The organism is Streptomyces halobius, assembly GCF_023277745.1.
Lineage (GTDB): Bacteria > Actinomycetota > Actinomycetes > Streptomycetales > Streptomycetaceae > Streptomyces > Streptomyces halobius.
Genome location: NZ_CP086322.1, coordinates 4,595,711 through 4,619,847 on the forward strand (window position 1 = coordinate 4,595,711; position 24,137 = coordinate 4,619,847).

At 70.2% G+C, this 24,137-nt stretch carries 12 protein-coding genes, 1 tRNA gene and 7 pseudogenes; 6 read left to right on the forward strand and 14 right to left on the reverse strand.

Going from position 1 to position 24,137, the window contains the following annotated elements; genetic code table 11:
* Positions 1-452: 452 nt before the first annotated feature.
* A pseudogene (locus K9S39_RS20845) lies at positions 453-1,069 on the reverse strand (transposase); the annotation flags it as partial.
* A gap of 147 nt (positions 1,070-1,216) precedes the next feature.
* Between K9S39_RS20845 and K9S39_RS20850 the strand changes: the two are divergent.
* Positions 1,217-2,476 carry an IS110 family transposase gene (locus K9S39_RS20850; protein ID WP_454895398.1) on the forward strand — a complete coding sequence of 420 codons (1,260 nt, stop codon included), beginning with the start codon at positions 1,217-1,219 and terminating at the stop codon, positions 2,474-2,476.
* Between the two features lie 11 nt (positions 2,477-2,487).
* Here the strand turns inward: K9S39_RS20850 and K9S39_RS43035 are convergent.
* From K9S39_RS43035 to K9S39_RS43355, 4 genes and pseudogenes are all read right to left on the reverse strand, one after another.
* Positions 2,488-2,951: pseudogene (locus K9S39_RS43035) on the reverse strand (winged helix-turn-helix domain-containing protein); the annotation flags it as partial.
* Positions 2,952-3,131: 180 nt separating this feature from the next.
* A complete protein-coding gene (locus tag K9S39_RS20865; protein WP_248864888.1) occupies positions 3,132-4,079 on the reverse strand; it encodes a L,D-transpeptidase in 948 nt (315 codons plus the stop codon).
* A gap of 200 nt (positions 4,080-4,279) precedes the next feature.
* Positions 4,280-4,675 (reverse strand): annotated as a pseudogene (locus tag K9S39_RS20870) (ADP-dependent NAD(P)H-hydrate dehydratase); the annotation flags it as partial.
* Positions 4,645-4,722 (reverse strand): annotated as a pseudogene (locus tag K9S39_RS43355) (helix-turn-helix domain-containing protein); the annotation flags it as partial. The pseudogenes K9S39_RS20870 and K9S39_RS43355, both read right to left, overlap by 31 nt.
* A gap of 152 nt (positions 4,723-4,874) precedes the next feature.
* On the opposite strand from K9S39_RS43355, the pseudogene K9S39_RS43360 reads away from it, so the two are divergent.
* A pseudogene (locus K9S39_RS43360) lies at positions 4,875-5,067 on the forward strand (RNA polymerase sigma factor SigF); the annotation flags it as partial.
* A gap of 17 nt (positions 5,068-5,084) precedes the next feature.
* Here the strand turns inward: K9S39_RS43360 and K9S39_RS20880 are convergent.
* Together K9S39_RS20880 and K9S39_RS20885 are read right to left on the reverse strand one after the other, a co-directional pair.
* Positions 5,085-6,167 (reverse strand): IS110 family transposase, encoded by a 1,083-nt coding sequence (locus K9S39_RS20880; protein ID WP_454894867.1) that lies wholly within the window; start codon positions 6,165-6,167, stop codon positions 5,085-5,087.
* Between the two features lie 411 nt (positions 6,168-6,578).
* Positions 6,579-7,619, reverse strand: coding sequence for an IS110 family RNA-guided transposase (locus K9S39_RS20885; protein WP_248868882.1), 1,041 nt, complete (start codon positions 7,617-7,619; stop codon positions 6,579-6,581).
* Between the two features lie 336 nt (positions 7,620-7,955).
* On the opposite strand from K9S39_RS20885, the gene K9S39_RS20890 reads away from it, so the two are divergent.
* Together K9S39_RS20890 and K9S39_RS20895 are read left to right on the forward strand one after the other, a co-directional pair.
* Positions 7,956-9,158 carry an IS110 family RNA-guided transposase gene (locus tag K9S39_RS20890; protein ID WP_248864889.1) on the forward strand — a complete coding sequence of 401 codons (1,203 nt, stop codon included), beginning with the start codon at positions 7,956-7,958 and terminating at the stop codon, positions 9,156-9,158.
* A gap of 19 nt (positions 9,159-9,177) precedes the next feature.
* Positions 9,178-9,273, forward strand: a pseudogene (locus K9S39_RS20895) (sigma factor); the annotation flags it as partial.
* Between the two features lie 525 nt (positions 9,274-9,798).
* Here K9S39_RS20895 and K9S39_RS20900 read toward each other — a convergent pair.
* The 6 genes and pseudogenes from K9S39_RS20900 to topA form a co-directional block, all read right to left on the reverse strand.
* Positions 9,799-10,453, reverse strand: a pseudogene (locus tag K9S39_RS20900) (LacI family DNA-binding transcriptional regulator); the annotation flags it as partial.
* A 416-nt stretch (positions 10,454-10,869) separates the two neighbouring features.
* Positions 10,870-10,943, reverse strand: a tRNA-Thr gene (locus tag K9S39_RS20905).
* 84 nt (positions 10,944-11,027) lie between these two features.
* The gene (locus K9S39_RS20910; RefSeq protein WP_248864890.1) at positions 11,028-12,620 is read right to left on the reverse strand and encodes an alpha/beta hydrolase; all 1,593 of its coding nucleotides are present in this window, start codon (positions 12,618-12,620) and stop codon (positions 11,028-11,030) included.
* Positions 12,621-12,927: 307 nt separating this feature from the next.
* Positions 12,928-14,229, reverse strand: coding sequence for a DNA polymerase III subunit delta' (locus K9S39_RS20915; protein WP_248864891.1), 1,302 nt, complete (start codon positions 14,227-14,229; stop codon positions 12,928-12,930).
* Positions 14,230-14,827: 598 nt separating this feature from the next.
* A complete protein-coding gene (tmk, locus tag K9S39_RS20920) occupies positions 14,828-18,214 on the reverse strand; it encodes a dTMP kinase (protein WP_248864893.1) in 3,387 nt (1,128 codons plus the stop codon).
* A 136-nt stretch (positions 18,215-18,350) separates the two neighbouring features.
* The gene (gene topA / locus K9S39_RS20925) at positions 18,351-21,200 is read right to left on the reverse strand and encodes a type I DNA topoisomerase (RefSeq protein ID WP_248864894.1); all 2,850 of its coding nucleotides are present in this window, start codon (positions 21,198-21,200) and stop codon (positions 18,351-18,353) included.
* A 1,163-nt stretch (positions 21,201-22,363) separates the two neighbouring features.
* On the opposite strand from topA, the gene K9S39_RS20930 reads away from it, so the two are divergent.
* Complete coding sequence (locus K9S39_RS20930; protein ID WP_248864895.1) at positions 22,364-22,876, forward strand: hypothetical protein; 513 nt, start codon at positions 22,364-22,366, stop codon at positions 22,874-22,876.
* A gap of 147 nt (positions 22,877-23,023) precedes the next feature.
* Positions 23,024-23,467 (forward strand): DUF2752 domain-containing protein, encoded by a 444-nt coding sequence (locus K9S39_RS20935; RefSeq protein WP_248864896.1) that lies wholly within the window; start codon positions 23,024-23,026, stop codon positions 23,465-23,467.
* 105 nt (positions 23,468-23,572) lie between these two features.
* Here K9S39_RS20935 and K9S39_RS20940 read toward each other — a convergent pair whose 3' ends face one another.
* Positions 23,573-24,004 carry a hypothetical protein gene (locus K9S39_RS20940; RefSeq protein WP_248864897.1) on the reverse strand — a complete coding sequence of 144 codons (432 nt, stop codon included), beginning with the start codon at positions 24,002-24,004 and terminating at the stop codon, positions 23,573-23,575.
* Positions 24,005-24,137 lie beyond the last annotated feature (133 nt).

Genomic DNA, 24,137 nt, shown 5'->3' on the forward strand with positions numbered 1-24,137 from the left:
ACAAGCGCGGTGCAGCGCCGCTTACCGCGCCCCTTGCCATACCGGCCGCCTTGCCTGTCGCCGTGCCGTTTCCCATGGCATTTCCAGTGGCTTTTGCCGTGCCGTTTCATGATCCCAGGCTTTCTCCCCGCACGCGCGGGATCCATCCGGCGGGCCTCCGTCACACAGTGCGGAAAACCGTGGCCCGACACAGGGGTTTTCCCTACCCGCGCCCGCGAACACCGTGACGGACGTCCCCTCACCCGCCCCTCCCTGAGCCCGGCTCAAAGAGCGCCCCCATGACAGGAACCTTCCTCACGAGGATCCCAAGCCACCGCACTGCCCACAAGACACCCGTACTCCGATCAGCCAGCCCTGCGTGCCGGCAACGCCGGGGGCGTGGGCGTCGGGGCCGCTGCCGTTTCCGCGGCGTCGCCGTAGCGCTGCCTCCGGTATTCACTGACTTCGGCTCGTCAGGGTGACGCTGGATCGTCGAGGGACAGGACGGTTCCGGCTATGAAGCCGTCGAGGGTCTCGGGTCGGTACTGGAGGCGTTTGAGGCGGTTGCGGACGAGTGTTTCCAGGCGGTCGAGGGCGACGACAGCGAGGTTGGCCAGGCTGCGTTTGACGTGTGCCCACACCGCCTCGACGGGGTTGAGGTCGGGCGCGTAGGCGGGCAGCAGGAACACCGTCAGCCACTCGCGCTGGGCGATCAACTCCCGTATGGCGTGAGAGACATGGGTGTTCAGCCGGTCCCACACCAGCACGATCGGCGCCTTGACCAGCTGGTGCACGCCGTCGATCAGCGCGACGAAGTCGCGTTCGCTCATGCTGCGGCGCTTGCCGGCTCCCGCCCGGTGGGTGCGCAGGCGGTGGCACAGCCGGGTGCGGGACCCGGGCCGCATCGCGATCAGCCCGGCCACCGACAGCCGTCCCGAGCGCCCCCCGCTGACCGTCACGACCGGGGTGACGCCACGCCGACCCCACGTGCGTCCTCGGGGCGGCCGACGGGTGAAGCCTGCCTCGTCCTCGAAGCAGATGCAGCCGCCGCAGGCCGCCCGGGCTCTTCTACCTCCGCCCAGGTCGCCTCCGTAAGTTGTTGGGCGGCCCGGGAGGGCCGGGTGTGGCTCAGGTTGCCTTGCCTGTAGTGGCTCGGAAGGAGTGGCCGCCCGGCTTTCCGGGGCGCCCTGGCTGCTGATTGAGATGTGCGCGCCTTGTGCGGTCGCTGATTACGGAGATGACAGCGGGGTGTTCCTCGGGCCGACAGCATGATGTTGGAGACGAGGAGGGGCGCGTGCGCAAGGAACGGGACCGGGTCTGGGCCGGCATCGACGCCGGCAAGGCTCATCACTGGGCCGCAGTGGTCGACGAGACCGGAGCCACCTTGTGGTCGAAGAAGATCGACAACGACGAGTCTGCCATCCTGGCTGCGCTCGGCGAGATCCTGGCCCTGGCCGACGATGTCCACTGGGCGGTGGACATCTCCGGCACGGCCTCCGCGTTGCTGCTGGCCCTGCTCGCAGCTCACGGCCAGCGGGCCGTCTACGTGCCCGGCCGCACGGTCAACCGGATGTCCGGCGCCTACCGGGGCGAGGCCAAGACGGACGCCCGCGACGCCTACGTCATCGCTGAGACCGCCCGCCACCGCAACGACTTCACCGCGATCGACGTGCCGGCCCAGCTGGCCGCCGACCTCGCTTTGCTCACCGCCCACCGCTCCGACCTGGTGGCCGATCGGGTAAGGATGATCAATCGGCTGCGCGACGTGCTGACCGGCGTCTTCCCCGCGCTGGAGCGGGCTTTCGACTACTCGGCGCACAAGGGTGCGCTGGTGCTCCTGACCGGCTACCAGACTCCTGCCGCCATCCGGCGCCGCGGCCGGGCCCGGCTGACGGCCTGGCTAGCCAACCGCAGCGTCCGGAGTGCCGATACGGTCGCCGCCACCGCCCTGGAAGCCGCTCAGGCCCAGCAGACCGCGCTGCCCGGCGAGGACATCGCCGCCCAGATCGTCGCCGACTTGGCGGCGCAGATCCTGGCCTTGGACGACCGGCTCAACCGGATCGACAAACAGATTCGCGAGACCTTCCGCAGTCACCCGCAGGCCGAGATCATCGAGTCCCTGCCCGGGATGGGGCCAATACTCGGAGCGGAGTTCGTCGTGGCGGCGGGCGATATGTCTGCCTACGCGGACGCCGGGCACCTGGCCTCGGCAGCCGGGCTCGTGCCCGTTCCCCGCGACTCCGGCCGACGGACCGGCAACCTTCACCGGCCCAAGCGCTACAGCCGTCGCCTACGCCGGGTGTTCTATCTGTCGGCGCAGACCAGCATCATCCGCGACGGCCCGAACCGGGACTTCTACCTCAAGAAGCGCGGCGAGGGCTGCAAACACGTTCAAGCTGTCATCGCCCTCGCCCGACGCCGGGCCGGGGTGCTCTGGGCACTCCTGCGTGACGGACGGCTCTTCACCCCCGCCCCGCCGGTCGCGCAAGCGGCTTGACTTCGTCATTGAGACTCCTTCCACAAGGTCACGGCCTGCTCGTCGCGCTCGGCCACCCGCCGTGCGGGCACCTGCGGGCTGAATCCGAGCCGGTGCATCAGCCTGGTGGCACCCGAGACGCTGTAGGAGACGTGGAACTTCCGCCCGATCAGAGTGGCCACCCGCGCGGCCGTCCACACCTGGTCCTCCACCCAGCCATGCGCGGCCGGCCCTGCTCCAGGTACCCGGCCAGCTTCTCCAGACAGCGCGACGACAGACGGCACCGCGACCCGCTCGGACCGCGCGAGGCCAGGGCCTGCACACCGCCTTCCCGCCATATCCGGTACCACTGGTAGGCCGACTTCCGGCTCACCCGCAGCCGTTGCGCCACCTCCGGCGGCTTGACCCCCTCATCGAACAGCTCGGCCGCCTGCATGCGTACCGTCTCCCGGCGCTGACGTCCCGCAGCGGTGAGCCCGCCGCCATCCGCATACCTCCCCCACCACGAAGTACAACCAACACCCCAGCCCCATCAGGGGAACCAGGAAAGATCACCCTGACGAGCCGAAGTCAGTAAACGGCAAGCTCACCGCATATGCGGAAGCCGGGCCCGGCAGGGGCTGGTCCCTGCCGGGCCCGGCCCGGCGCGGCTTCCGCGCGGGTGCGCTCGTACGCGTCACGTACCGGGGCGGCGCCCCCACGAATAGACGCGGTCGTCCTTGGCCAGCACGTCCCACAGCTCCTTCGCGTCGTCGTATCGCAGGTTGACGCAGCCGTACGAGCCCCCGGTGGGGTCGTAAATGTTGCCATAGACGCCGTGGAAGGCCTGGCCGCCGTTGAAGAACTGGGCGAAGGGCATCGGCGAGTCGTAGATCGTCGAGTGATGGTTCTTGTGCCTCCAGTAGATCCGGTTCCAGCCGATGCGGGTCGGGTAGCCCGGCTTGCCGCTGCGGATGGGTACCGGGCCGAAGATGACGTCCTTGCCCGCCTGCACCCACATCAGCTGGCGCGGCAGGTCCACGCAGGCGACCAGGGCGTCCCTCACCGGGCAGCGGCCGGCCTCGTTGGGGGCGCGCCTGGCCTCGATCAACCGGATCCTGCCCCAGCTGCTGGGGCCGGCGAAGCCGATGGCGGGCTGGATGTCCTCCTCGGACTGCCACCTGCGGATGACCCGGCAGTCCGCCTTGGACTGCTTGCCATCCACGGGAAGCCTGAGGAAGCGCTCGAGCTCGCGCTGGTACGGGCCGGTGAAGGAGGCGCAGGGCGCCGACTCGTCCGGCTGGCGGGCGTTCTGCGCCTCCTGCGGCGGCACGTACTCGACGGTGGTGTCGTGGGTGTCCGACTGGTCCGCCGCGCCCTTCGGAATGAGGGGCGGGAGCGCCTGGTCGGGGGTGTCGGTGTGACGCTCGTGCGGGCCGGGCGGGATGCCGGGCACGAGGGCTTCGAGGGGTACGGCCTGGCCGGCCGGCGGCGCGGGGTCGGCTGGGACGGCCTCGACTCCCTGCGCGGCTTGGGTGGCTTGGGCAGCGGTGCTGCCGCCGAGCACAAGCGGCAGCACTGCCGCCACGGCGACGACGGCCGCGATGGGCCGCCTTCTCTTCCTCGTATTGACGGCTGGAGACATTCCGTCCTCTCTCCACGGTGGGCTGCGGTGCGCGGGACCGAGCGGGGCGCGGGGGGGGACACGGCAGCACGATCCGAACCGAACGGAATCACCCATCCCGCCCCCCCTGCCCCCACCGCCACGACACGCCCCCACACTCCACCCCGATGCCATGCCTTTCCGCCCACCAGGCGTAATGGCACAGGGCCGGACCGGGGACGTCAGGTCGCGGCGATGTCGCGCCAGGCCGTGGCCAGGGTGGTCGCCACGTCCGAAGCGCCGATGGGGGCGCCCTCGCGGCCTGCGGCGTGCCGGCCCGCCAGGCCGTGTACGTACGCAGCGACCGACGCCGCCTCCCGCGCATCCAGCCCGCTCGCGAGAAGCGAGCCACCCAGCCCCGACAGCACGTCGCCGCTGCCGGCCGTGGCCAGCCAGCTCGTGCCGGTCGGGTTGCCCCGCACCGGACCGCCCACCGCGTCGGCGACCAGCGTCGTCGACCCCTTGAGCAGCACCGTCGCGCCGTACTCCGCCGCCAGCCGCCGTACGGACGACAGCCGCGCCGCCTCCCCCTCCTCGCGCGCCAGGCCCAGGCTGCCTGCATGCGTACCGTCTCCCGGCGCTGACGTCCCGCAGCGGTGAGCCCGCCTCCATCCGCATACCTCACCCACCACGAAGTACAACCAACACCCCAGCCCCATCAGGGGAACCAGGAAAGATCACCCTGACGAGCCGAAGTCAGTAGGTGGAGGTATACGGTTCCGGTCCGCCCCCGCGCCGGGACGCCGCAGCGACCCGTCCGCCACCTCAAGGGGTGACATGTCCGTAGAACTGGGCAGCTCGAAGGGGCTTTCCGCGATTCCCGCGCCCGCACTGCACGCGCATGACCACGTGCACGACGACGCCATCAACACCCGCACGCTCTCCCACTCCCTGTTCCTGCGGTCGGCCTCGCTCGACAAGGACTGCGCGGAGCGGACATACGTCCGTGACACACTCATCGAACTCCCCGAGGCTGCATATATCGCGTCAAGCCGCTTGAGCGAGATTCTCGGAGTTCTCCCCAGCGTCTCGGTTGGAGCGTTCGAGGATCTTGAAAAGGTGGCGACAGATCGCTCGCTTGAGGCAGCGTTGCGCGTCGCGGGAGGTCTTGCCCTCGGAGATTCTGCGGGCGACGTACGCCTTCGTAACTGGGTCGAGCCGCATCCGGATCAGCGAGATGGTGTGCAGGGCCCGGTTGAGCTGTCTATCGCCGCTGCGGTTGAGGCGGTGACGGTTGGTCAGCCCGGAGGAGGCGGGAATCGGCGAGACGCCGGCGAAGGACGCGAAGGCAGCCTCGGACCGGAACCGACCGGGATGGGACCAGCTGACCAGGATCTGCGTGGCGGTGATCGGCCCGACGCCGAGCAGGTCCAGGAGCTCGGGCGCCACCTCGCGGACCAGGGCGAGCATCTCGTCCTCGAGCTCCTTGGCCTCGGCCTGCAGGGCCTGGATCCGCTGGGCAGTGGAGCGCAGGGCCCGTACGGTCATGCGGTGCTCGATGTCCTGGGCCGGCCGGTCCCGGAGCTGGGCGCAACGGGCTATCTGGACCGGACGCTTGAGCTTCCGCAGCTCGGCGCGGAGGTCGTCCGGCGCGGACACGATCAGCGACTTGAGCTGGTTGATCGCGGCGGTGGAGGCGAGGACGGCTCCATGGCGGGTGGAGAGCAGGACACGCAGGGCTTCCCGCTCGCCGCGGAGCCGGGGCTGGATCAGGTGCTCACTGGACAGGGCTTCCTTGGCTGCGCGGATCGCGTCGATCATGTCGGTCTTGCGGCCGCCACGGACGGAGGGGCGCTTGGGCCGACAGACTTCCACGACGTGCTCACCGGCCTGGTCGAGGAAGGCGGCCAGGCCGGCACCGTAGCTGCCGATGCCTTCCAGGGCCCAGCTGCGACGGCCGGGGATGTGGGTGCGGGCGAAGTCCAGCAAGCGCCGGTATCCGCAGGCGTTGGCAGGGGCATCGCTGCTGGCCAGTACGGCACCGATGGGGCTGACGGCGGCTGCGGCGAGGGTGTCGCGGTGGGTGTCGACGCCGATGACGCCGTCTACCTGTTCTGCGAGCATGGTCACGCGGTTGCTCTCCTTCTTGGACGGGACGACCGTGGTCGGCGTCGGCCTGGGTGGAGTCACCGCGTGGCAGAACTGTGATGAGTCACGTCGAGATGGCGGACAAGCTGCTGATCAAGCCAACGTGGTGGGCCAGGTCGACGTCGACGTCCGGCAGACATCTCGGGGGCACGACAAGCCCTGACGAGCCGTCAGTTACCTTGCGAGTCATGCCGGAACGTCGACGCCGATCCTGGCAGCAGCCCAACCCGGGCCGCAGCCCCACTCTCACAATTACCTTTTTGGTGGCCCCGCAACGGGGCGCCCGGCCTCCGGAGCTGGCATGACTTTCTCCCCCTGTCGAACGCATGGCCTGGGGGGTGGTGTCACCGACTCCGGAGGCATCGACAGACCGCTGATTAGCGCCTCTGTGTGTCAAGCGGCTGCTGTGAGTTGCTTTCGCTGGTCGCGTTTCATGGTCCGGTAGACCACGTTCGAGAGCCTACGTTTGAGGGCCCGGCGGGCTTCGGTGGGTGTCTTCCCCTCGGCGATCTTGCGGCGGTAGTAGTCCTGGCCGCGGCCGCCGTCCCGGATCTGGCAGATGGCGATGATGTGCAGGGCTGAGTTCAGGGCCCGGTTGCCGCCGGTGTTGAGTCGGTGCCGGATGTTCTTCCCGCTGGAGGCGTCCAGTGGTGCGCTGCCGGTGTAGCTGGCGAAGTGGTGCTCGGTGGGGAAGCGGCTGACGTCGCCGATGTGGCTGAGGACCTTGGCCGCGAGCACGGTACCCAGTCCCGGCAGAGAGGTCAGTGTCGTGCGTGAGGCGGCGAGGGCGTCGCGCATCTGGGCTTCGTTGTCCTTGACCTGGCGGTCCAGCCGACGGAGGTCGGCCAGCAGGTCGCGGGCGATGTCACGGCGGCAGTTGTCGGTCGCGGTGATCGGTCGGATGCCCTTCATCAGGGTGGCGGCTTTGTCCGCTGACAGGCGGGTGGGGGCGCCTCCGGGCAGCAGGTCGCGCAGGACTGCGTGCAGGCGGTTGGTGATGCGGGTGCGTTCGTTGACCAGGTCGTTGTGCCGTTCGGTCAGCAAGCGGAGGATCGTGGACTGGTCCTCACGCACGACCTTGCGCAAGTCGGTGCGGAAGAGGGCGACCTGAGCGACGTGGAGGGCGTCGGCGGGGTCGGTCTTGCGGTCGCCGCCGGTGGCCAGGAGCCGGGCCCGGGCCGACAGCGTCGAGGGAACATCGACGACGTCCTCGTCCGCCGCGGCCAGCTGCTGGGCGAGAGTCCGGCCGAGGCCGCCGGCGCCTTCGACCGCGAAGCGTCGTTCCGGCCACTGCTCACTCCAGCGCATCAGCTGCTGGAAGGTCCCGTCGTTCACAACGAAGCGTCGCTGGCTGATCTTGTGGCCTGCGGCATCGACGGCGACGGCCGTGTGAGAGGACTTGTGGGGGTCGATCCCGATCGTGATCACGCGCATCCTGACCTGGTGCTCGAAGCGGCAGAAGTGTGCGGTGGGCACCCTGACTTGAAGTAGCGGTCCACACATTCATGCCTCTGTCGAGCCACACCGCGTGGGTGCCGGTCAGCGGCGGCACGCTAATCATGAGCCAGCCCCACGGGGGCGGCAAGGAGCTATGCGAGCCCGTGCCGACCGGCACCCTGGACGCTACGGCTGCAGACCGAGCGTCTGGGGTCGATTCAACAAGTCAGGGGCATGACCACCGGCTTGTCCGCAGGTCGGGAGGCTCTTCGTAATGTGGATGTGGCGATCGGTGCCGTGGGACGGCCGGGTGAGAACGACCGGAGGAAGCACGTGATCGACGTCAGCGACATCGGCGCCTTCCTCGGCCTGGACGTCGGCAAGGGCGAACACCACGCCACCGCCGTCACCCCAGCCGGGAAGAAGGCATTCGACAAGCGGCTGCCCAACAGCGAGCCCAAGCTCCGCGAGGTCTTCGCCAAGCTGAGGGCCAAGCATGGCGCCGTCCTGGTGGTGGTCGACCAGCCCGCCTCCATCGGAGCCTTGTCGCTGGCAGTCGCCCGCGACGCGGGCTGCCAGGTCGCCTATCTGCCCGGCCTGACGATGCGGCGGATCGCCGACCTCTACCCCGGCGAGGCCAAGACCGACGCCCGCGACGCATTCATCATCGCGGGCGCAGCCCGCGCGATGCCCCACACGCTGAGATCCATCGAGCTCGAAGACGAGACCATCGCCGAGCTGGAGATGACCGTGGGCTTCGATGACGACCTGGCCGGCGAAGCCACCCGCATCTCCAACCGGCTCCGCGGCCTGCTGACGCAGATCCACCCGTCGCTGGAACGCGTGTTGGGCCCGCGAGTGCAGCACCCAGCCGTGCTCAAACTGCTCGACCAGTTCGGTTCCCCAGCCCAGATCCGCAAGGCCGGACGCCGCAGGCTGATCGCCTTGATACGTCCGAAGGCCCCGAGGATGGCCGAGCGGCTCGTCGACGACATCTTCACGGCTCTGGACGAACAGACCGTGGTCGTGCCCGGCACCGACGCGGCCGCACTCATCGTCCCCAGCCTCGCCAACTCGCTCCAGGCGGTGCTTGACCAGCGCAAACTCCTCGCCGCAAGGATCGAGAAACTGCTGGAGAACCACCCTCTTTCCGAGGTCCTGACGTCCATGCCGGGGATCGGCGTCAGGACCGGAGCCAGGATCCTCATCGATGTGGGCGACGGCAGCAGCTTCCCGTCCGCCGCCCACCTCGCCGCCTATGCAGGTCTCGCCCTGGCGACCCGCAGTTCCGGCTCGTCGATCCGGGGTGAGCAACCATCCCGGAGAGGAAACAAGCAGCTTAAACGGGCCTTCTTCCTGTCCGCGTTCGCGGCCCTGGCCGACCCCAGGTCCAGGACCTACTACGACAAGAAGATCGCTCAGGGAAAGCACCACACCCAAGCCCTCCTCTGCCTCGCACGACGCCGAGCCGACGTCCTCTTCGCGATGCTCCGCGACGGCACCTTCTACGACCCCCAACCCACCCCCACGGGTTGACGAAACCCATAGGGGCACCCCCCCGCTCGTGCGCTACGCGGCAGCCCGCTTCCGCAGCCGCAACGAACCGATGGAGGACATCGTCCAGGTCGGAACGATCGGTCTGATCAAGGCGAGCCCGGACACTGCCGCTCGCAACAGGTTCTTGACCTCGATCGGCCATGCATCCGCCACTGCTCCAGGGAGAGACGCGGCGGCCCTCCGGAGAAGCGGAAGGTGGAGATCACGAATGCGGACCACACCCTCCAGACGGACCATCTTCACCTCCCGGAGAACAGACGCAACATCAAACTGCTCGGCGCGAAACGACATGGGCACATGATCGGCGCAGCCGAACGGCCCCACAAGGTCGCGCGGATGCACCTGAGAACGCTACCCCGTGACGTGGCCATGCTCAGGTCCACATCGGGGGTTACCTGTCATCCTCGGGTCGCACTCTGCCGACCGGAGTTGGACGCGGCTTCGGGGTGAACGCCAATCGAGCATGCCGCAGTTCAGGCTGACCGGGATCGATAACGATGCCGACGAGGTGGAGCCCCTGATGGACGTCACGCGTCGTCACGGCGCCCTCAGTGAACCTATACCGCACTGAAGTTTGCGGAACAGGCTGGCCAACTGTGTTGCATCTGCCGAGCGCGGGTCAGCGCGCCGTCAGACGCGACCGCAGAAGATCGTCGAGTACACGCACGGGCGACGTCGGGTACATCGCCAGCCGTGCGTCGAGCGCTGTCTCCCACTGCTCGGCCAGCCCGACCATGAGGCGCCGGCGCATGCCATGGGTGACATGGGCGTAGCGCGCCGAGACCGAGCCGTCGATGTGACCCCGGCGATCGTCCATGAGGGTCTTCTCGGTGCCGGGTCCTCCATCACGGTCCGGTGGGTGTGACGAAGACCGTGGGGGTGAGCCCCTTGGCGATCGGGAGCCAGCAGGCGTCGGCCCGCTTACTGGCGCCACGCCCTCGGGCCGGCACACCGGGCCATGGCTCACCGAGAAGCGGCACGGGTCGTGCCTCCTGCGGCGCCTTCTTCGAGTACGAGCCGGAGACCGCCGGGGTGAACAGCCAGGTGGCGAAGCCGTTGCGGCGCCAGTGGGCTGTGTGCTCCGACACTGCACCGCCTCGCACGAACCCGATTTCCTTGATGGCGAGTTCAACGCGTTCGCGAGTCTCCTCCCACACACGGTCGAGGTGGTTGAGGACGTTGGACACCGTGCCCGTGGAGACTCCGGCACGGCGTGCGACGTCCACCAGCTTCGCGCCCTGGTGACCGCCGGTGCGCGCCGCGCCCTGCCCTCGAACCAGGCTTTATCGAGCCCAGAGGCGCCGACTCATCCCCATTTTTCCCCCCTGCTGGGACGCTGACGTACTAATCCCTTGTCGGACTTCAACAAGGCCAAAGCAGTCGCAGAGGGCCCTCGTTCGCGTTGCAGGCGCCCCTCTGACCGCGACGTCTGCACCACCGCTGCACCGATGCGCTCCCCTCGCGCTCCCCTGCCCCTGCGCGATGCCTGAGACCTCACCTGGAAAGTTCATAGAAATCGCAGATCAAAGCCTGTTTTCTCACTCAGCATGGCAGCCCCTCCGCAGTGTGTTAAACCTCGGACCCACGTACCCGAATACGTAGGTCATCAGGCATGCCGCGGTTAGCGTTCCATGGTCCACAAAAACGATAAATCCCCAGGTCAGATGCCTGACCTGGGGATTCACCTCAGAGCCGCCTTCGGGATTCGAACCCGAGACCTACGCATTACGAGTGCGTTGCTCTGGCCAACTGAGCTAAGGCGGCGTGGTGCGCGGCCCAGTCTACACATCGTCGAGGGGTGGTCCGTACCCGGTTTAGTGGCTGGTCAGGGGGTGGGTGTGGGGTGGGTCACGTGCAGCGTTTGTTCTTGGGCGGGGTGGTGCCTTCGAGGAGGTAGGTGTTGATCGCGGTGTCGATGCAGTCGCTGCCGCGGCCGTAGGCGGTGTGGCCGTCGCCGTCGTACGTGAGGAGCGTGGCGCCGGAGAACTGGGCGGCGAGGGCCTTGGCCCATTCGTACGGGGTGGCCGGGTCGCGGGTGGTGCCTACGACGACGATCGGGGCGGCGCCCTCGGCCTCGATGCGGTGGGCCTTGCCGGTGGCCTTGACCGGCCAGTACGCGCAGTTCAGGGCGGCCCAGGCGAAGTTGTCGCCGAAGACCGGGGAAGCCTTGCGGAAGCTGGGGAGGGCGGCGCGGACCTCATCCGGGCTGGTGAAGGCGGGCGGGAGGTCGAGGCAGTTCACGGCGGGGTTGGCGAACATCTGGTTGGCGTAGGAGCCGTCCGGATCGCGCTCGTAGTAGGTGTCGGAGAGGGTGAGCAGCCCGCGGCCGTTGCCGTCCTTGGCCTGGGCCAGATACTCGCGCAGGATGGGCCATGCCTGCTCGTCGTACATGGCGGCGATGACGCCTGTGGTGGCGAGGGATTCGGTGAGCCGACGGGCCTCGCCGGTGGGCAAGGGGCGTGCGTCCAGCTGCTGGAAGAAGGCGGACAGCCGTTTTCCGGCGTCGTCGGTGCTCTTGGTGCCCAGGGGGCAGTCTTTTCTCTTGATGCAGTCCGCGGCGAACGCCGTGAAGGCCGTGTTGAAGCCGGCGGTCTGGTTGAGGTTGATGGTGCGGGAGTCCAGCTCCGGATTCATGGCGCCGTCGAGGACCAGACGGCCGGAGCGGGAGGGGAAGAGTCCGGCGTACGTGGCGCCGAGGAAGGTGCCGTAGGAGGCGCCCATATAGCTGAGCTTCTTGTCGCCCAGGACCTCGCGCAGCACGTCCATGTCACGGGCGGACTCGATCGTGGAAACGTGCGGGAGCACCTTGCCGGAGCGTGACTCGCAGCCCTTCGCGAAGTCGCGGTAGGCGGTGGTGAGCTTGTCGACCTCGGCGGAATCGTCCGGAGTCTGGTCGGTCTGGGTGTATTTGTCCATCCGCTTGTTGGAGAGGCATCTGACCGGCTCGCTGCGGGCCACCCCGCGCGGGTCCACCGCCACCATGTCGTAGCGCGCGCGGACCTGCGCCGGCTGCGGCGCGTACTGCTGGAGGTAGTCGATCGCCGAACCACCCGGACCGCCCGGATTGACCATGAGGGAGCCGATGCGGGTGCCGGGACCGGTGGCCTTCTTACGGGCCACGGCGAGTTCCAGGTCCGTGTCCGCGCTGGGCTCGGCGTAGTCGAGGGGCACCTTCAGCGTCGCGCACTGGAAGCCGGCCACACCGCAGTCGCGCCAGGTCAGCTTCTGGTCGTAGTACGGGCGGAGGTTCGCCGGAGTGGCGGTGGGGAGCGGCCCGAGGGCGGGGGACGCGCTGGGGGCGGCGCGCCCTGGGCCGGGCCCGGTGCGCTCCGGGGACGCCTCGGTGCCCGAGGGCGAACTCCCGGAGGAGCAGCCGGAGATCAGCAGAGCGGCGGCCGCGACGGCGGCGGAGGTGGTGCGGAACAGGCGGCTGGTGGCCATGGGCGGTCCCTCGGTCTCGGTCCCTGAATCGGCTGAGTCGGCTGAATCGGCTGGGTCTGCTGATCGGCTGGAGCGGGCTGGTGTGTCGTCCGGGAGCGGCTGGAGCGGGCTTGGAGTGGTGTCCGGGAGCGGCTTCGCCTCGGGAAGGGCAAGGGGAAGTGGGGGACGGTTCTCTTGGGGGAGGGATGCAGGGGGAGCAGGAGCAGGAGCAGTGGGTGGGATCAGCGGGGAGTGTTGGAGTGGGGACTGTGAGTAGTGGATCCTTTCATTGCGTGGGGAGGGCTTGGGCTCGGGGGCGCCCGGGTCGTCAGCCGGCGCGTAGGGCGGCGGTCATCGCTTCGACCGCGAGCAGGGGCGCCACATTGCGGTCCAGGGCGCCACGGCAGGCGATCACCGCTTCTATCCGGCGCAGTGTGCGCTCCGGGGTCGAATGGGCGGCGATGCGCTGGATGCTGTCACGGACCTCTTCGTTGGCGAGCGGTACCGAGGCGCCCATCTGGAGGGCGAGGACGTCCCGGTAGAAGCCGGTGAGGTCGACCAGGGCGAGATCGAGGCTGTCGCGCTGGCTACGGGTGGCGCGGCGCTTCTGCTTGTCCTGGAGTTCCTTCATGGCGCCCGCCGTGCCGCGCGGCAGCCGGCCGCCCGTCCCGGCGGCGGCGCCGAGCGCGGCGCGCAGATCCTCGGTCTCCTTGGCGTCCACCTCCTCGGCGACCTGCTTCGCGTCCTCCCCCGCGGCGTCGATCAGCTCCTGGGCGGCCTTGAGGCAGCCGCCGATGTCATCGATGCGGAGGGGGAGCTTGAGCACCGCGGCGCGACGGGCGCGGGCGCGCTCGTCGGTGGCGAGGCGACGGGCCCGGCCGATATGCCCCTGGGTGGCGCGGGCGGCGCGGGCTGCGGCCTCCGGTTCGATGCCGTCGCGGCGTACCAGGACGTCCGCCACGGCGCTGACCGGGGGCGTCCGGAGGGAGAGGTGGCGGCATCGGGAGCGGATGGTGGGCAGGACGTCCTCGATGGAGGGGGCGCAGAGCAGCCAGACCGTACGGGGGGCCGGTTCCTCGATGGCCTTGAGGAGGACGTTGCCCGCGCCTTCGGTGAGGCGGTCGGCGTCTTCCAGGACGATCACCTGCCAGCGGCCGCCGGCCGGGGAGAGGGAGGCCCGGCGGACCAGGTCGCGGGTCTCCTTGACGCCGATGGACAGCAGGTCCGTACGGACGACCTCGACATCGGCGTGCGTGCCGGCCAGGGCGGTGTGGCAGCCGTCGCAGAAACCGCAGCCGGGGGCGCCGCCCAGCGCGCGGTCGGGATGGACGCGCCATCCGGAGGACGCCGATGAAGAATTGCGGTCGGGCGACGGGTGGGCGCATTGGAGGGCGGCGGCGAACGCGCGGGCGGCGGTGGACCGGCCGGACCCGGGCGGGCCGGTGAACAGCCAGGCGTGGGTCATCTGGGACGCGCCCGGCTGCGCGGCCGGCGCGGGCTCGGCGAGCGGCACCCCGGCCGCCGCGCCCGTCTCGCTGTCGGAGGACACGATGGCGTCCGCATCGCGCGCGGCCGCGGCGAGCTGCTCGGTCACCCGGTCCTGGCCGACCACGTCGTCCCATACCGTCATCGCTGCCCGCTGTTCCCTTCGGTTTCCGTCCTGCGTGCGTGTTGTTCTATCTGCTGGGCTGTCGTGCTGCTGTGCGGTCCTGCAGTTGGACTGTCCTGCTGCTGTGCGTGCCTTGCGCCGTCTGCTGTAGGTCGTGCTGTGTCTGTCGCCCGTGCCGTTCGCTGTAGGTCGTGCCGTCTGGTGTCAGGTCGTGCTGTACGCCTCGGGGTGTGTCCGTACGCCGCGCCGCAGGCCGTGACGTACGCCGCGCCGTAGCCCCGGCCGCGCGTCATGCCCTAGGCCATACCCCGCGTTCGACCCATTGTGGTCCAACCCACTGACAAACGAATCCGGGGAGCCGCTCCGCACCCCCGGCCGAGCACCCCACCCGTCCCCGGAAACGGCCGTGGCCGCAGCTTCTCCGCTGCGGCCACGGGCCGGGCTTACGAGTGAACGAGAGGGTGCCACGAGACCGCTGGAAGGCCGGAGCGGGACGTTGTGAGGCTGCCACGAGACCGCTGTACGACGTCCCGACGGCCTTGGTCATGTCCTGATCACGTCCTGATCACGTCCTGGCCATGCCCCCTGGTCGTGTCCTGGTCGCGCCGGTTCCGACGGCCTAGCCGCGCCGTCCCCGGCCTCCCCGGCGGCCGTCCTCGCCGCCCGCCCCGTTGTCCCTGTCCTCGTCCGGACGCGAGCCCAGGAGCTCATCGGCGAGCGTCGGCAGATCATCCAGCGGGGTCTCCTCCGCCCATTCGGGTCGGCGGCGGCCACGCTGGGGCGGCTCCACCGGGCGGCCCGTCGCCGGATCGATCTGCGGGAGTTCGCGGGTCCGCTCGGTGCCCGGCTCGGCGGGGCCGGACTGCTGCCGCGCCCCTGCATCGTTCGGGTTGTCCGGGCGGTTCGGGCCATTCGGGCCATCGTCGCGGAACACCCATCGCGGCACCCGGTCGGCGGGGTCGTCGTCCCGCGCACCGTGCCCCTGGGGGGCGGGACCGTGACCGGCGTCCCCTACGGGCGGCAGGACGGCCGTCTCGTCCGCGTCCGGGCCGGCGAAGCGGGCGTCCCGTACGGGCAGCACCGCCGTCTCGTCCGCGGCGCCCGGCGCCCCCGGCCGCGGCAGCGAGGCCGTCCGCTCACTGTCCGAGCCGGACGAGCCCGCAGCACCGGACCCACCAGACCCGCCAGGGGGACCGGCAGCCCCTGCCCCACCGGTACCGGACGAGCCGGCATCCCCGGACGCCCCGGAAGACGGCTCCCCGCCCTCCTGCGCCCGCTTCCGCAGCTCTGCGATCGGCGTCTCCGTCGTGTCCGCCTCGGCCGCATCAGCCGCGCCGGATGCACCGGCCGCCTCAGCAGCCGCAGCCGCTTCCGCAGCCGCCTTCGCCTCCGCCGCGGCCGCCGCGACCCGGGCCTGTTCGGCACGGAGCAGCGCCGCCTCCGCCTTGCGCTGCTTCTCCAGGCGGCGTTCCTCCGCCTCGGCGCGCAGCCGCGCCTCCTCCTCGGCCTGCTTGCGCAGCCGCTCCTGCTCGGCCTGGCGGGCGCGCTCCTCGGCCTCCCGGCGCTGCCGCTCCGCCTCCGCCGCCTGCCGGGCCCCCTCGGCGCGCTGCCGGGCCTCGGCCGCCTGCCGGGCCTCCTCCAGGGCCTTGGCCTGCTCGGCCTCCTGCCGCTTGCGCTCCTCTTCCTCGGCGCGCAGCCTGGCGAGCTGCGCCTGCCGCTCGCGCTCCTGCCGCTCTTCCTCCGCCTTGCGCGCGGCCTCTTCCTCGGCCCTGCGGCGGGCCTCCTCCTCGGCCGCCTTGCGGGCCTTGGCCTGCGCCTCGATCTCGGCCTCGGACAGCGGCAGGACCTGGTCGAGGCGGTGCCGTACGACCGTGGTGACGGTCTCCGGCTCCTGTCCGGCGTCCACGACGAGATAGCGCGCCGGGTCGGCGGCGGCCAGGGCCAGGAAACCGGCCCGTACCCGCTCGTGGAATTCGGCGGGCTCGGACTCCATCCGGTCCGGCGCCTCGGTGAAGCGTTCCCGCGCGGTCTCCGGGGAGACGTCCAGCAGCACCGTCAGATGCGGGACGAGTCCGTCGGTGGCCCAGCGCGAGATCCGGGCGATCTCCGTGGGCGCGAGGTGGCGTCCAGCGCCCTGGTAGGCGACGGAGGAGTCGATGTAGCGGTCGGTGATCACGATCGCGCCGCGCTCCAGGGCGGGCCGGATCACGCTGTTGACGTGCTCGGCGCGGTCGGCGGCGAACATCAGCGCCTCGGCCCGGTCCGAGAGCCCGTACGTCGAGACGTCCAGGATGATCGAGCGCAGCCGCTTGCCGACGCTGGTGGCGCCCGGCTCACGGGTCACCACGACCTCGTGGCCCTTGCCGCGGATCCACTCCGCGAGCGCCTCGACCTGGGTGGACTTCCCGGCGCCGTCGCCGCCTTCCAGGGCGATGAAGAAGCCGGTGGCGGCGGGCGCCTGCGCCGGGTCGCCGCCGCGCAGCGCCTCCCGCAGATCGTGCCGCAGGGTGACGCCCTGCCGGTCGTCGACCTTGCCCAGCACCCATGCGGCGACCGGCAGCAGCAGCGCGCCGACCAGCATCAGGGTGAAGGCGGCACCGCCGTGCGCGAACACGAAGGATTCGTTGCCGAGGCTGTGCGGGCCGATGACCGCGGCCAGTATCGGCGCGACGAGGGCGGCCAGCGCGACCGCGATCCGTACGACGGCGTGCAGATGCTCGGTCGTACGGGCCGTGCGGGATTCCTCGGTCTCCTGTTCCAGCAGCACATGGCCGGTGTCGGCCGCGACGCCGGCGCTGACGCCCGCGAGCAGCGCCAGCAGCAGCACCGTCGTGGTGTCCGGCACCAGGCCCACGGCCAGCAGCGCGAGGCCGGTGACGGCGACCGCCAGGGCCAGCAGCCGGCGCCGGGAGAGCGCGGGCAGCACCTTGCAGGCGCCACGGATGCCGCCGACCGTGCCGCCGGTCAGCGCGAGCACCATGAGCGCGAAGGTGGCCGGTCCGCCGTCGAGGTCGAAGGCGTGCAGGACGGCGAGCGAGACGGCCGCGGAGATCGCGGCGGCGGTCGTCGCGCAGGCGAGCACCAGCAGCGGGACCGCGCCGGTGCGCCCCTTGTCGGCACCGTTCGCCGTCTTCGGGCGGCGCAGGCCCTCCAGCGGAGAGCGCGGCCGCGGTGTCTGCGTATCGGGGAGCTCGATGAAGTAGAGGATCGATACGGAGGCGGCGAACAGACCGGCGGCCACATAGGAGCCGAGCGCGGCCTGGTGGGTGTCGAACCAGTCGACGCCGGTGGCCAGCAGCTTGCCGATGAGGGTGACGGCCACCAACGCGGCGGCCGCGATCGGCAGCGCGACGAAACCGGTGCGCAGGGAGAGGCGCCGCAGCGCGTCCATGTTGTCCGGCAGCGGCCGTACGGCGGCGCCCTCGGGGGGAGGCGCGGGCAGCAGCGCGGGCGCCGCGCTCTCCCGGGCCACGGTCCAGAAGCGCTCGGCGACGCCGACGACGAAGACCGTCACCAGCAGCCAGGCCAGCGCGTCGGCCGGTGTCCAGTCGATCCAGAGCGGGGCGATGACCAGCAGCGCCAGCCGCACCCCGTCCGCGCCGATCATCGTCCAGCGGCGGTCCAGCGGCCCGGACGATGGGGGTCCCTCCGCGCGTTTGGCAGCGGGGGAGGTGAGCGCGGAGAGCGGGCCCAGCAGGACGGCGCCGAAGAGCAGCGTCGCCAGCAGACGCGCCGCGAAGACCACGGCGATCGCCAGGGCCGCGCCCTGGTAGCCGCCGCCGAAGGCGGCCTCGCCGCCCGCCGGTACGTACAGCGCCGCCTGGAGGACGAGCAGGACCAGGACAAGCATGGACAGGGCATCGCCGATGCCCCCGACGAATTGGGCGCTCCACAGTCGCTTCAGCGGGGCGAAGCGCAGCAGTGCGCCTACGGCGCGCTCGCGGGAGTCCGCGGCAAGGGCGCCGGAAGTGGGGGGCACGACCGTTGGCTGCTCGGCTCGCGTCATCTCGCCAGCCTATCGGGAGGCGGCCCGCCCGCGGACGCCCGGCCGAACAAAAGGACGGGCCCGGCAGACCGCAGTCCGCCTTGCCCGCCCATTTCCCGCCTGCCGGCGGCGTGCTCGGCCGCCGGCGGGCGTGTGCTCAGTCCTCCGCCGAAGCCGCCGTCTTCCGCGCCGCCGTAGCGGTTTTCTTCGCGGTCGTCTTCTTGGCCGTGGTGGTCTTCTTCGCCGCGGTCTTCTTGGCGGCCGTCTTCTTCGCCACGGTCTTCTTGGCGGCCGTCTTCTTCGCCGCCGTCTTCTTGGCCGGCGCCTTCTTGGCCGTCTTCTTCTTCGCCGGCCCCTTGGCGCGCTTCTCCGCCAGCAGCTCGTAGCCGCGCTCGGCGGTGATCGCCTCGACGTCGTCGTCGCGCCGCAGCGTCGCATTGGTCTCGCCGTCGGTGACGTACGCGCCGAACCGGCCGTCCTTGACCACCACCGGCTTGCCGCTCACCGGGTCGGTGCCCAGCTCCTTGAGCGGCGGCTTGGCGGCCGCCCGGCCGCGGACCTTGGGCTGCGCGTAGATCGCCAGCGCCTCGTCCAGGGTGATGGTGAAGATCTGCTCCTCGCTCTCCAGGGAGCGCGAGTCGGTGCCCTTCTTGAGGTACGGGCCGTAGCGGCCGTTCTGCGCGGTGATCTCCACGCCCTCGGCGTCCTTGCCGACGACGCGCGGCAGCGACATCAGCTTCAGCGCGTCCTCAAGGGTCACCGTGTCCAGGGACATCGACTTGAAGAGCGAGGCGGTCCGCGGCTTGACCGCGTTCTTGCCGGTCTTCGGGGTGCCTTCGGGCAGGATCTCGGTGACGTACGGGCCGTAGCGGCCGTCCTTCGCCACGATCTGGTGGCCGCTCACCGGGTCCCTGCCCAGCTCGAAGTCGCCGCTCGGCTTGGCCAGCAGCTCCTCGGCGTACTCCACGGTCAGCTCGTCGGGCGCGAGATCGTCGGGGACATCAGCGCGCTGATGCCCCTCGGCGTCCTTCTCCCCGCGCTCGACGTACGGGCCGTAGCGGCCGACCCGCAGCTTGATGTCGTCGCCGACGGGGAAGGACGAGATCTCCCGGGCGTCGATCGCGCCCAGGTCCTCGACCAGCTCCTTCAGCCCGCCGAAGTGGTCGCCGTCGCCGTTGCCGGCCTCCGACGCGGCCCCCGCGGCCTCCCCCTCGCCGAAGTAGAAGCGCCGCAGCCACGGCACGGCCTGCGCCTCACCCCGCGCGATGCGGTCGAGGTCGTCCTCCATCTTGGCGGTGAAGCCGTAGTCGATCAGCCGGCCGAAGTGCTTCTCCAGGAGGTTGACCACGGCGAAGGAGAGGAACGACGGGACGAGCGCGGTGCCCTTCTTGAAGACATAGCCGCGGTCGAGAATGGTGCCGAGGATCGACACATACGTCGACGGACGGCCGATCTCCCGCTCCTCCAGCTCCTTGGTCAGCGTGGGCTCGGTGTAACGGGCGGGCGGCTTGGTGGCGTGCCCGTCGACGGTGATCTCCCGCGCGGACAGCGCGTCGCCCTCGGCGACCTGCGGCAGCCGCCGCTCGCGGTCGTCCAGCTCGGCGTTCGGGTCGTCCGCGCCCTCCACGTACGCCTTCAGGAAACCGTGGAAGGTGATCGTCTTGCCGGACGCGCTGAACTCGGCGTCCCGGCCGTCGCTCGCCGTACCGCCGATCTTGACGGTGACGGAGTTGCCCGTCGCGTCCTTCATCTGGGAAGCGACGGTCCGCTTCCAGATCAGTTCGTAGAGCCGGAACTGGTCGCCGGTCAGTCCGGTCTCCGCCGGGGTGCGGAAGCGGTCGCCGGAGGGACGGATCGCCTCGTGCGCCTCCTGCGCGTTCTTGACCTTGCCGGCGTACGTGCGCGGCTTGTCCGGCAGATAGCCGGCGCCGTACAGCTGCGTCACCTGCCTCCGGGCCGCGGCGATCGCGGCGCCCGAGAGCGTGGTGGAGTCCGTACGCATATAGGTGATGTAGCCGTTCTCGTACAGCTTCTGCGCGACCTGCATCGTGACCTTGGCGCCGAAGCCGAGCTTGCGGCTGGCCTCCTGCTGGAGGGTGGTCGTACGGAACGGGGCGTACGGGGAGCGGCGGTACGGCTTGGACTCGACGGACCGGACGGTGAAGTCGGTGCTCTCCAGGGCGGCGGCCAGCGCGCGGGCGTTGGCCTCGTCCAGGTGCAGGACGTCGGTGTTCTTCAGCTGCCCGTTGGCGCCGAAGTCACGGCCCTGCGCGACACGGCGGCCGTCGACCGTGGTCAGACGGGCGGCGAGGGCGGACGGATCGCTGGCGTCACCCGCTCGTCCCGTGGCAAAGGTGCCGGTCAGGTCCCAGTACTCGGCGGAACGGAAGGCGATGCGCTCGCGCTCCCGCTCGACGACGAGACGGGTCGCGACGGACTGCACCCGGCCCGCCGACAGCCGCGGCATGACCTTCTTCCACAGCACCGGCGAGACCTCGTAGCCATAGAGGCGGTCGAGGATACGGCGGGTCTCCTGGGCGTCGACCAGCTTCTGGTTCAGGTCGCGCGGGTTGGCGACGGCCTCACGGATCGCGTCCTTGGTGATCTCGTGGAAGACCATCCGGTGGACCGGGACCTTGGGCTTGAGGATCTCCTGCAGGTGCCAGGCGATGGCCTCGCCCTCGCGGTCCTCATCGGTGGCGAGGAAGAGTTCGTCGGACTCGGCCAGCAGCTCCTTGAGCTTTTTGACCTGGTCCCTCTTGTCGCTGTTGACCACATAGATCGGCTCGAAGTCGGACTCGACGTTCACACCGAGACGGGCCCACGACTCGCCCTTGTACTTCGCCGGGACCTCTGCCGCACCGTTGGGAAGGTCGCGGATGTGCCCGACGCTGGCCTCGACGACATAGCCGGGGCCGAGGTAGCCCTTGATCGTCTTCGCCTTGGCAGGCGACTCGACGATGACGAGTCGGCGGCCGCCCTTTGCGGTCTCGCTGGTCGGGGACAACTTCGCTCTTCTCTCCGGTCGACGCTTGTGATACTCCCGGGCCGGACGCTCGGGGCGTTCTGCGGTGACGCTTGACGCTGCGGAGTGTGACGGTACATCCCGCCCTCGTGTCAAACGGAAAAACCCCGCAACGCCACTCGAACGGTAACCCGATGTACTTTCTAAACAGTCACACGGTACCCACATCCACCGAAGGTCGTCCTAATGAAGGCTACGTCCCGATCGGAGCTTGTACCCGGGTTCCGTGAGGCGCTTGCATCGGGGACGCCGGCCGAAGAGCGGATCGGCGACCGGATTCCGGTCTGTGCGCATGTGCCGCATCAGCGAGGATAAGCAGGAAGAGAAGGCAATCGGCGTCCGGCGCCGGCCGGCCCGTTGCCGTGACACGGCCGACACGATCGGTTACGTGGTAGGTGCCCCTACACGGACAGCCACATCACCGCCGCTGACCCGACACACAGCGCCCGGCGTTCCTGACCACGGTGCGCGATCTCCGGACCCGCCGTACGGAGGAACGCGTACCGCCGCATGGCCTGACGGCCGTGGAGGAGAAGCGCGTCGTACGACTTCCCGAAGATCTTCTACGGCTGAGCCGCACCCTCTCCGTGCATGCGAACGGCCCCTCGGTGGCGTACCCAGCAGCGTATCCGGCAACGGCCCCACCGGTCGGGCTGCCGTCAGCGCCGAGGGCGGCGGTGACGGGCCGGGCGTCGATCTGCTCGCATCGAAAGCGTCGCCGTCGGCGGCGAGGGGCGAGCAGGTCCCGCACGGCCGGAGAATGCGGGGCGGCGGTCGAGGCACCCAGCGTGCGGTGACGGCATCCGTGCCGTTCATGTCGTCTCTGACCTGTGCTTTCTTCACTGGTCAGTGACAACATCGGCAAACCGACTACCTGCCTTCATGCCGCCCGGGACCGCACTCGGCGCCCGCCACGGGTCCCGGACGATCTTCCGCGGCCCCGCCGCCACCTCCTGTCTTCCCGTCCGGGACCCGTGCGCCGGGCTTCCTGAGGCGCTCTTGAGTTCGCTTCTTGAGTCGCTTTCCTGCTGTGGGCACGGATTCTTGCTGTGGGCACGGAAGACGGCTGGCAGGATGGACGCGGCACGGCTCACCGCGTCGGGCCGAGGACTACCGTCACCACGCACTCGGGGGGTCAGATCAGCATGGCGAACCAGTACCCCGGACCGCCGCAGGAGCAGCCCGGCCAGAATCCGTACACCGCACCGCCAGGCGGCAAGCCCGGTGACCCCGGGTACGGCTGTCCGCAGGCCCCTGCGACGCCGCCGCCCGGCCCGGCGCCCCAGGGCCCGCCGCCTGCGCCGGCCGGCGGCGGGATGCAGCTGCTGTCGCTCGGCGACATCTCGGTGACCGGCGACACGATCATGACGCCGGGTGGTCCGATGCCGCTCAAGGGCGCGGCGTGGACGGCGACGGACATGTCGCGGTCGGAGGAGCGGATCCCGGCGTACGCGATCGTGCTCGCCATCGTCTTCTTCATGGCCTGCCTGCTCGGGCTGCTCTTCCTCCTGATGAAGGAGCGCACCACGACCGGGTTCGTACAGGTGACGGTGGCCAGTGGCGGCCGGCACCACGCCACGATGATCCCGGTGCAGTCTCCCGACCAGGTCATGTTCGTACTCAACCAGGTCAATTACGCCAGGTCGCTGAGCGTGTGAGCCCATGGACCGGATGGAACCTGTGAGCCCGAGGCGGCCCGTGCCCCTGAGGGAATCCGTTAACCGGGGGAAGTCGTGAAACTGCAGGAATCCGTGAAACTGCGGGAGTCCGTGAGCCCCGTGAAGCCCGTCGGCCCCGTAGAGCCCATGGGCCCTGTCGTACAGCCCGTGTTCTCCGCACAGCCCATCGGTCCCACCGCCGCGTCGATCCGGAAGCGCACCCTCCTCCGAGCGGCGGCCGCGCTCGGTGTCGGTGCGGCGGGCGCCGTCTACCTCTGGAACACCAATCCGCACCAGCCCGGACAGCTCCTCCTTCCCTGCCCCTTGAGGTGGGCGACCGGGGTGCTGTGCCCGCTGTGCGGCGGCACACGGATGGCGTACGACCTGCTGCACGCGGATGTCGTGACGGCCTTCCACGACAACATGGTGCTGCTCGTCCTGGGCGTGCCCGCCATGGTCTACGTCGTCGCACGCTGGCTGACCGCGGGGCTGAAGGGCCGCTATTTCCGGCCGCGGCTGACCGCCCGTGGCAATGCCGTGGTGCTGGGCATCGCGGCGGTGTGGATGGTCGCCCGCAATCTCGTCGGCTGACCGGGCCCGGCCGACGAGGTTCGGGCCGGGCCGGCCCGTCCGGCCCACGTCCGCCGCGGACCGAACCGCCCCGGACCGGACCGAACCGCCCCGGACGGTCCGCCGTCAGCGGACAGTGACCGTGACCACCGGCGAGACCGTGCTGCCCGCGGCGACGCGGAGCTCGTTGACGCCCTTGATGCCGAGCTTCACCCGCACTCCGTACGTACCGCCGGCGTTCACCGGCGCCGACGCGGGCAGCGAGACCCACTTGGTGCCCTGCTTCTGCTGGACGGTGACCTTGCTGCCGGCCTTGCTGCCGGCCTTGCTGCCGGCCTTGCTTCCCTTGGCGACGCCGGTTATGCGGAACTCCTGCCAGGCATTGACCGTGGTCGCACTGGCCTTGGCGGTGAGCGACGCGGCCGCCGGCGCGGTGGCCACGACGGGGGCGGGCGCGTGCAGCTGCTCCGGCGTCGTGGCGAAGGCGGCCGCCGAACCTCCGGCGAGCAGGGCTACGGCGACCACGCCGACGGTGGCGTAACGGAGTGCACGGTTCATATCGGTCCTCACTGATGAGCCTGTTGTGAGCCTGCTGTGGGCCTGCTGTGGGCCGGCGGTGAGACTCTGGACGGCCCTCGTCACGGCCCTCGTCGAGGAACACGGGCGACCGGAAGGGAAAGTTCCTTCGAAC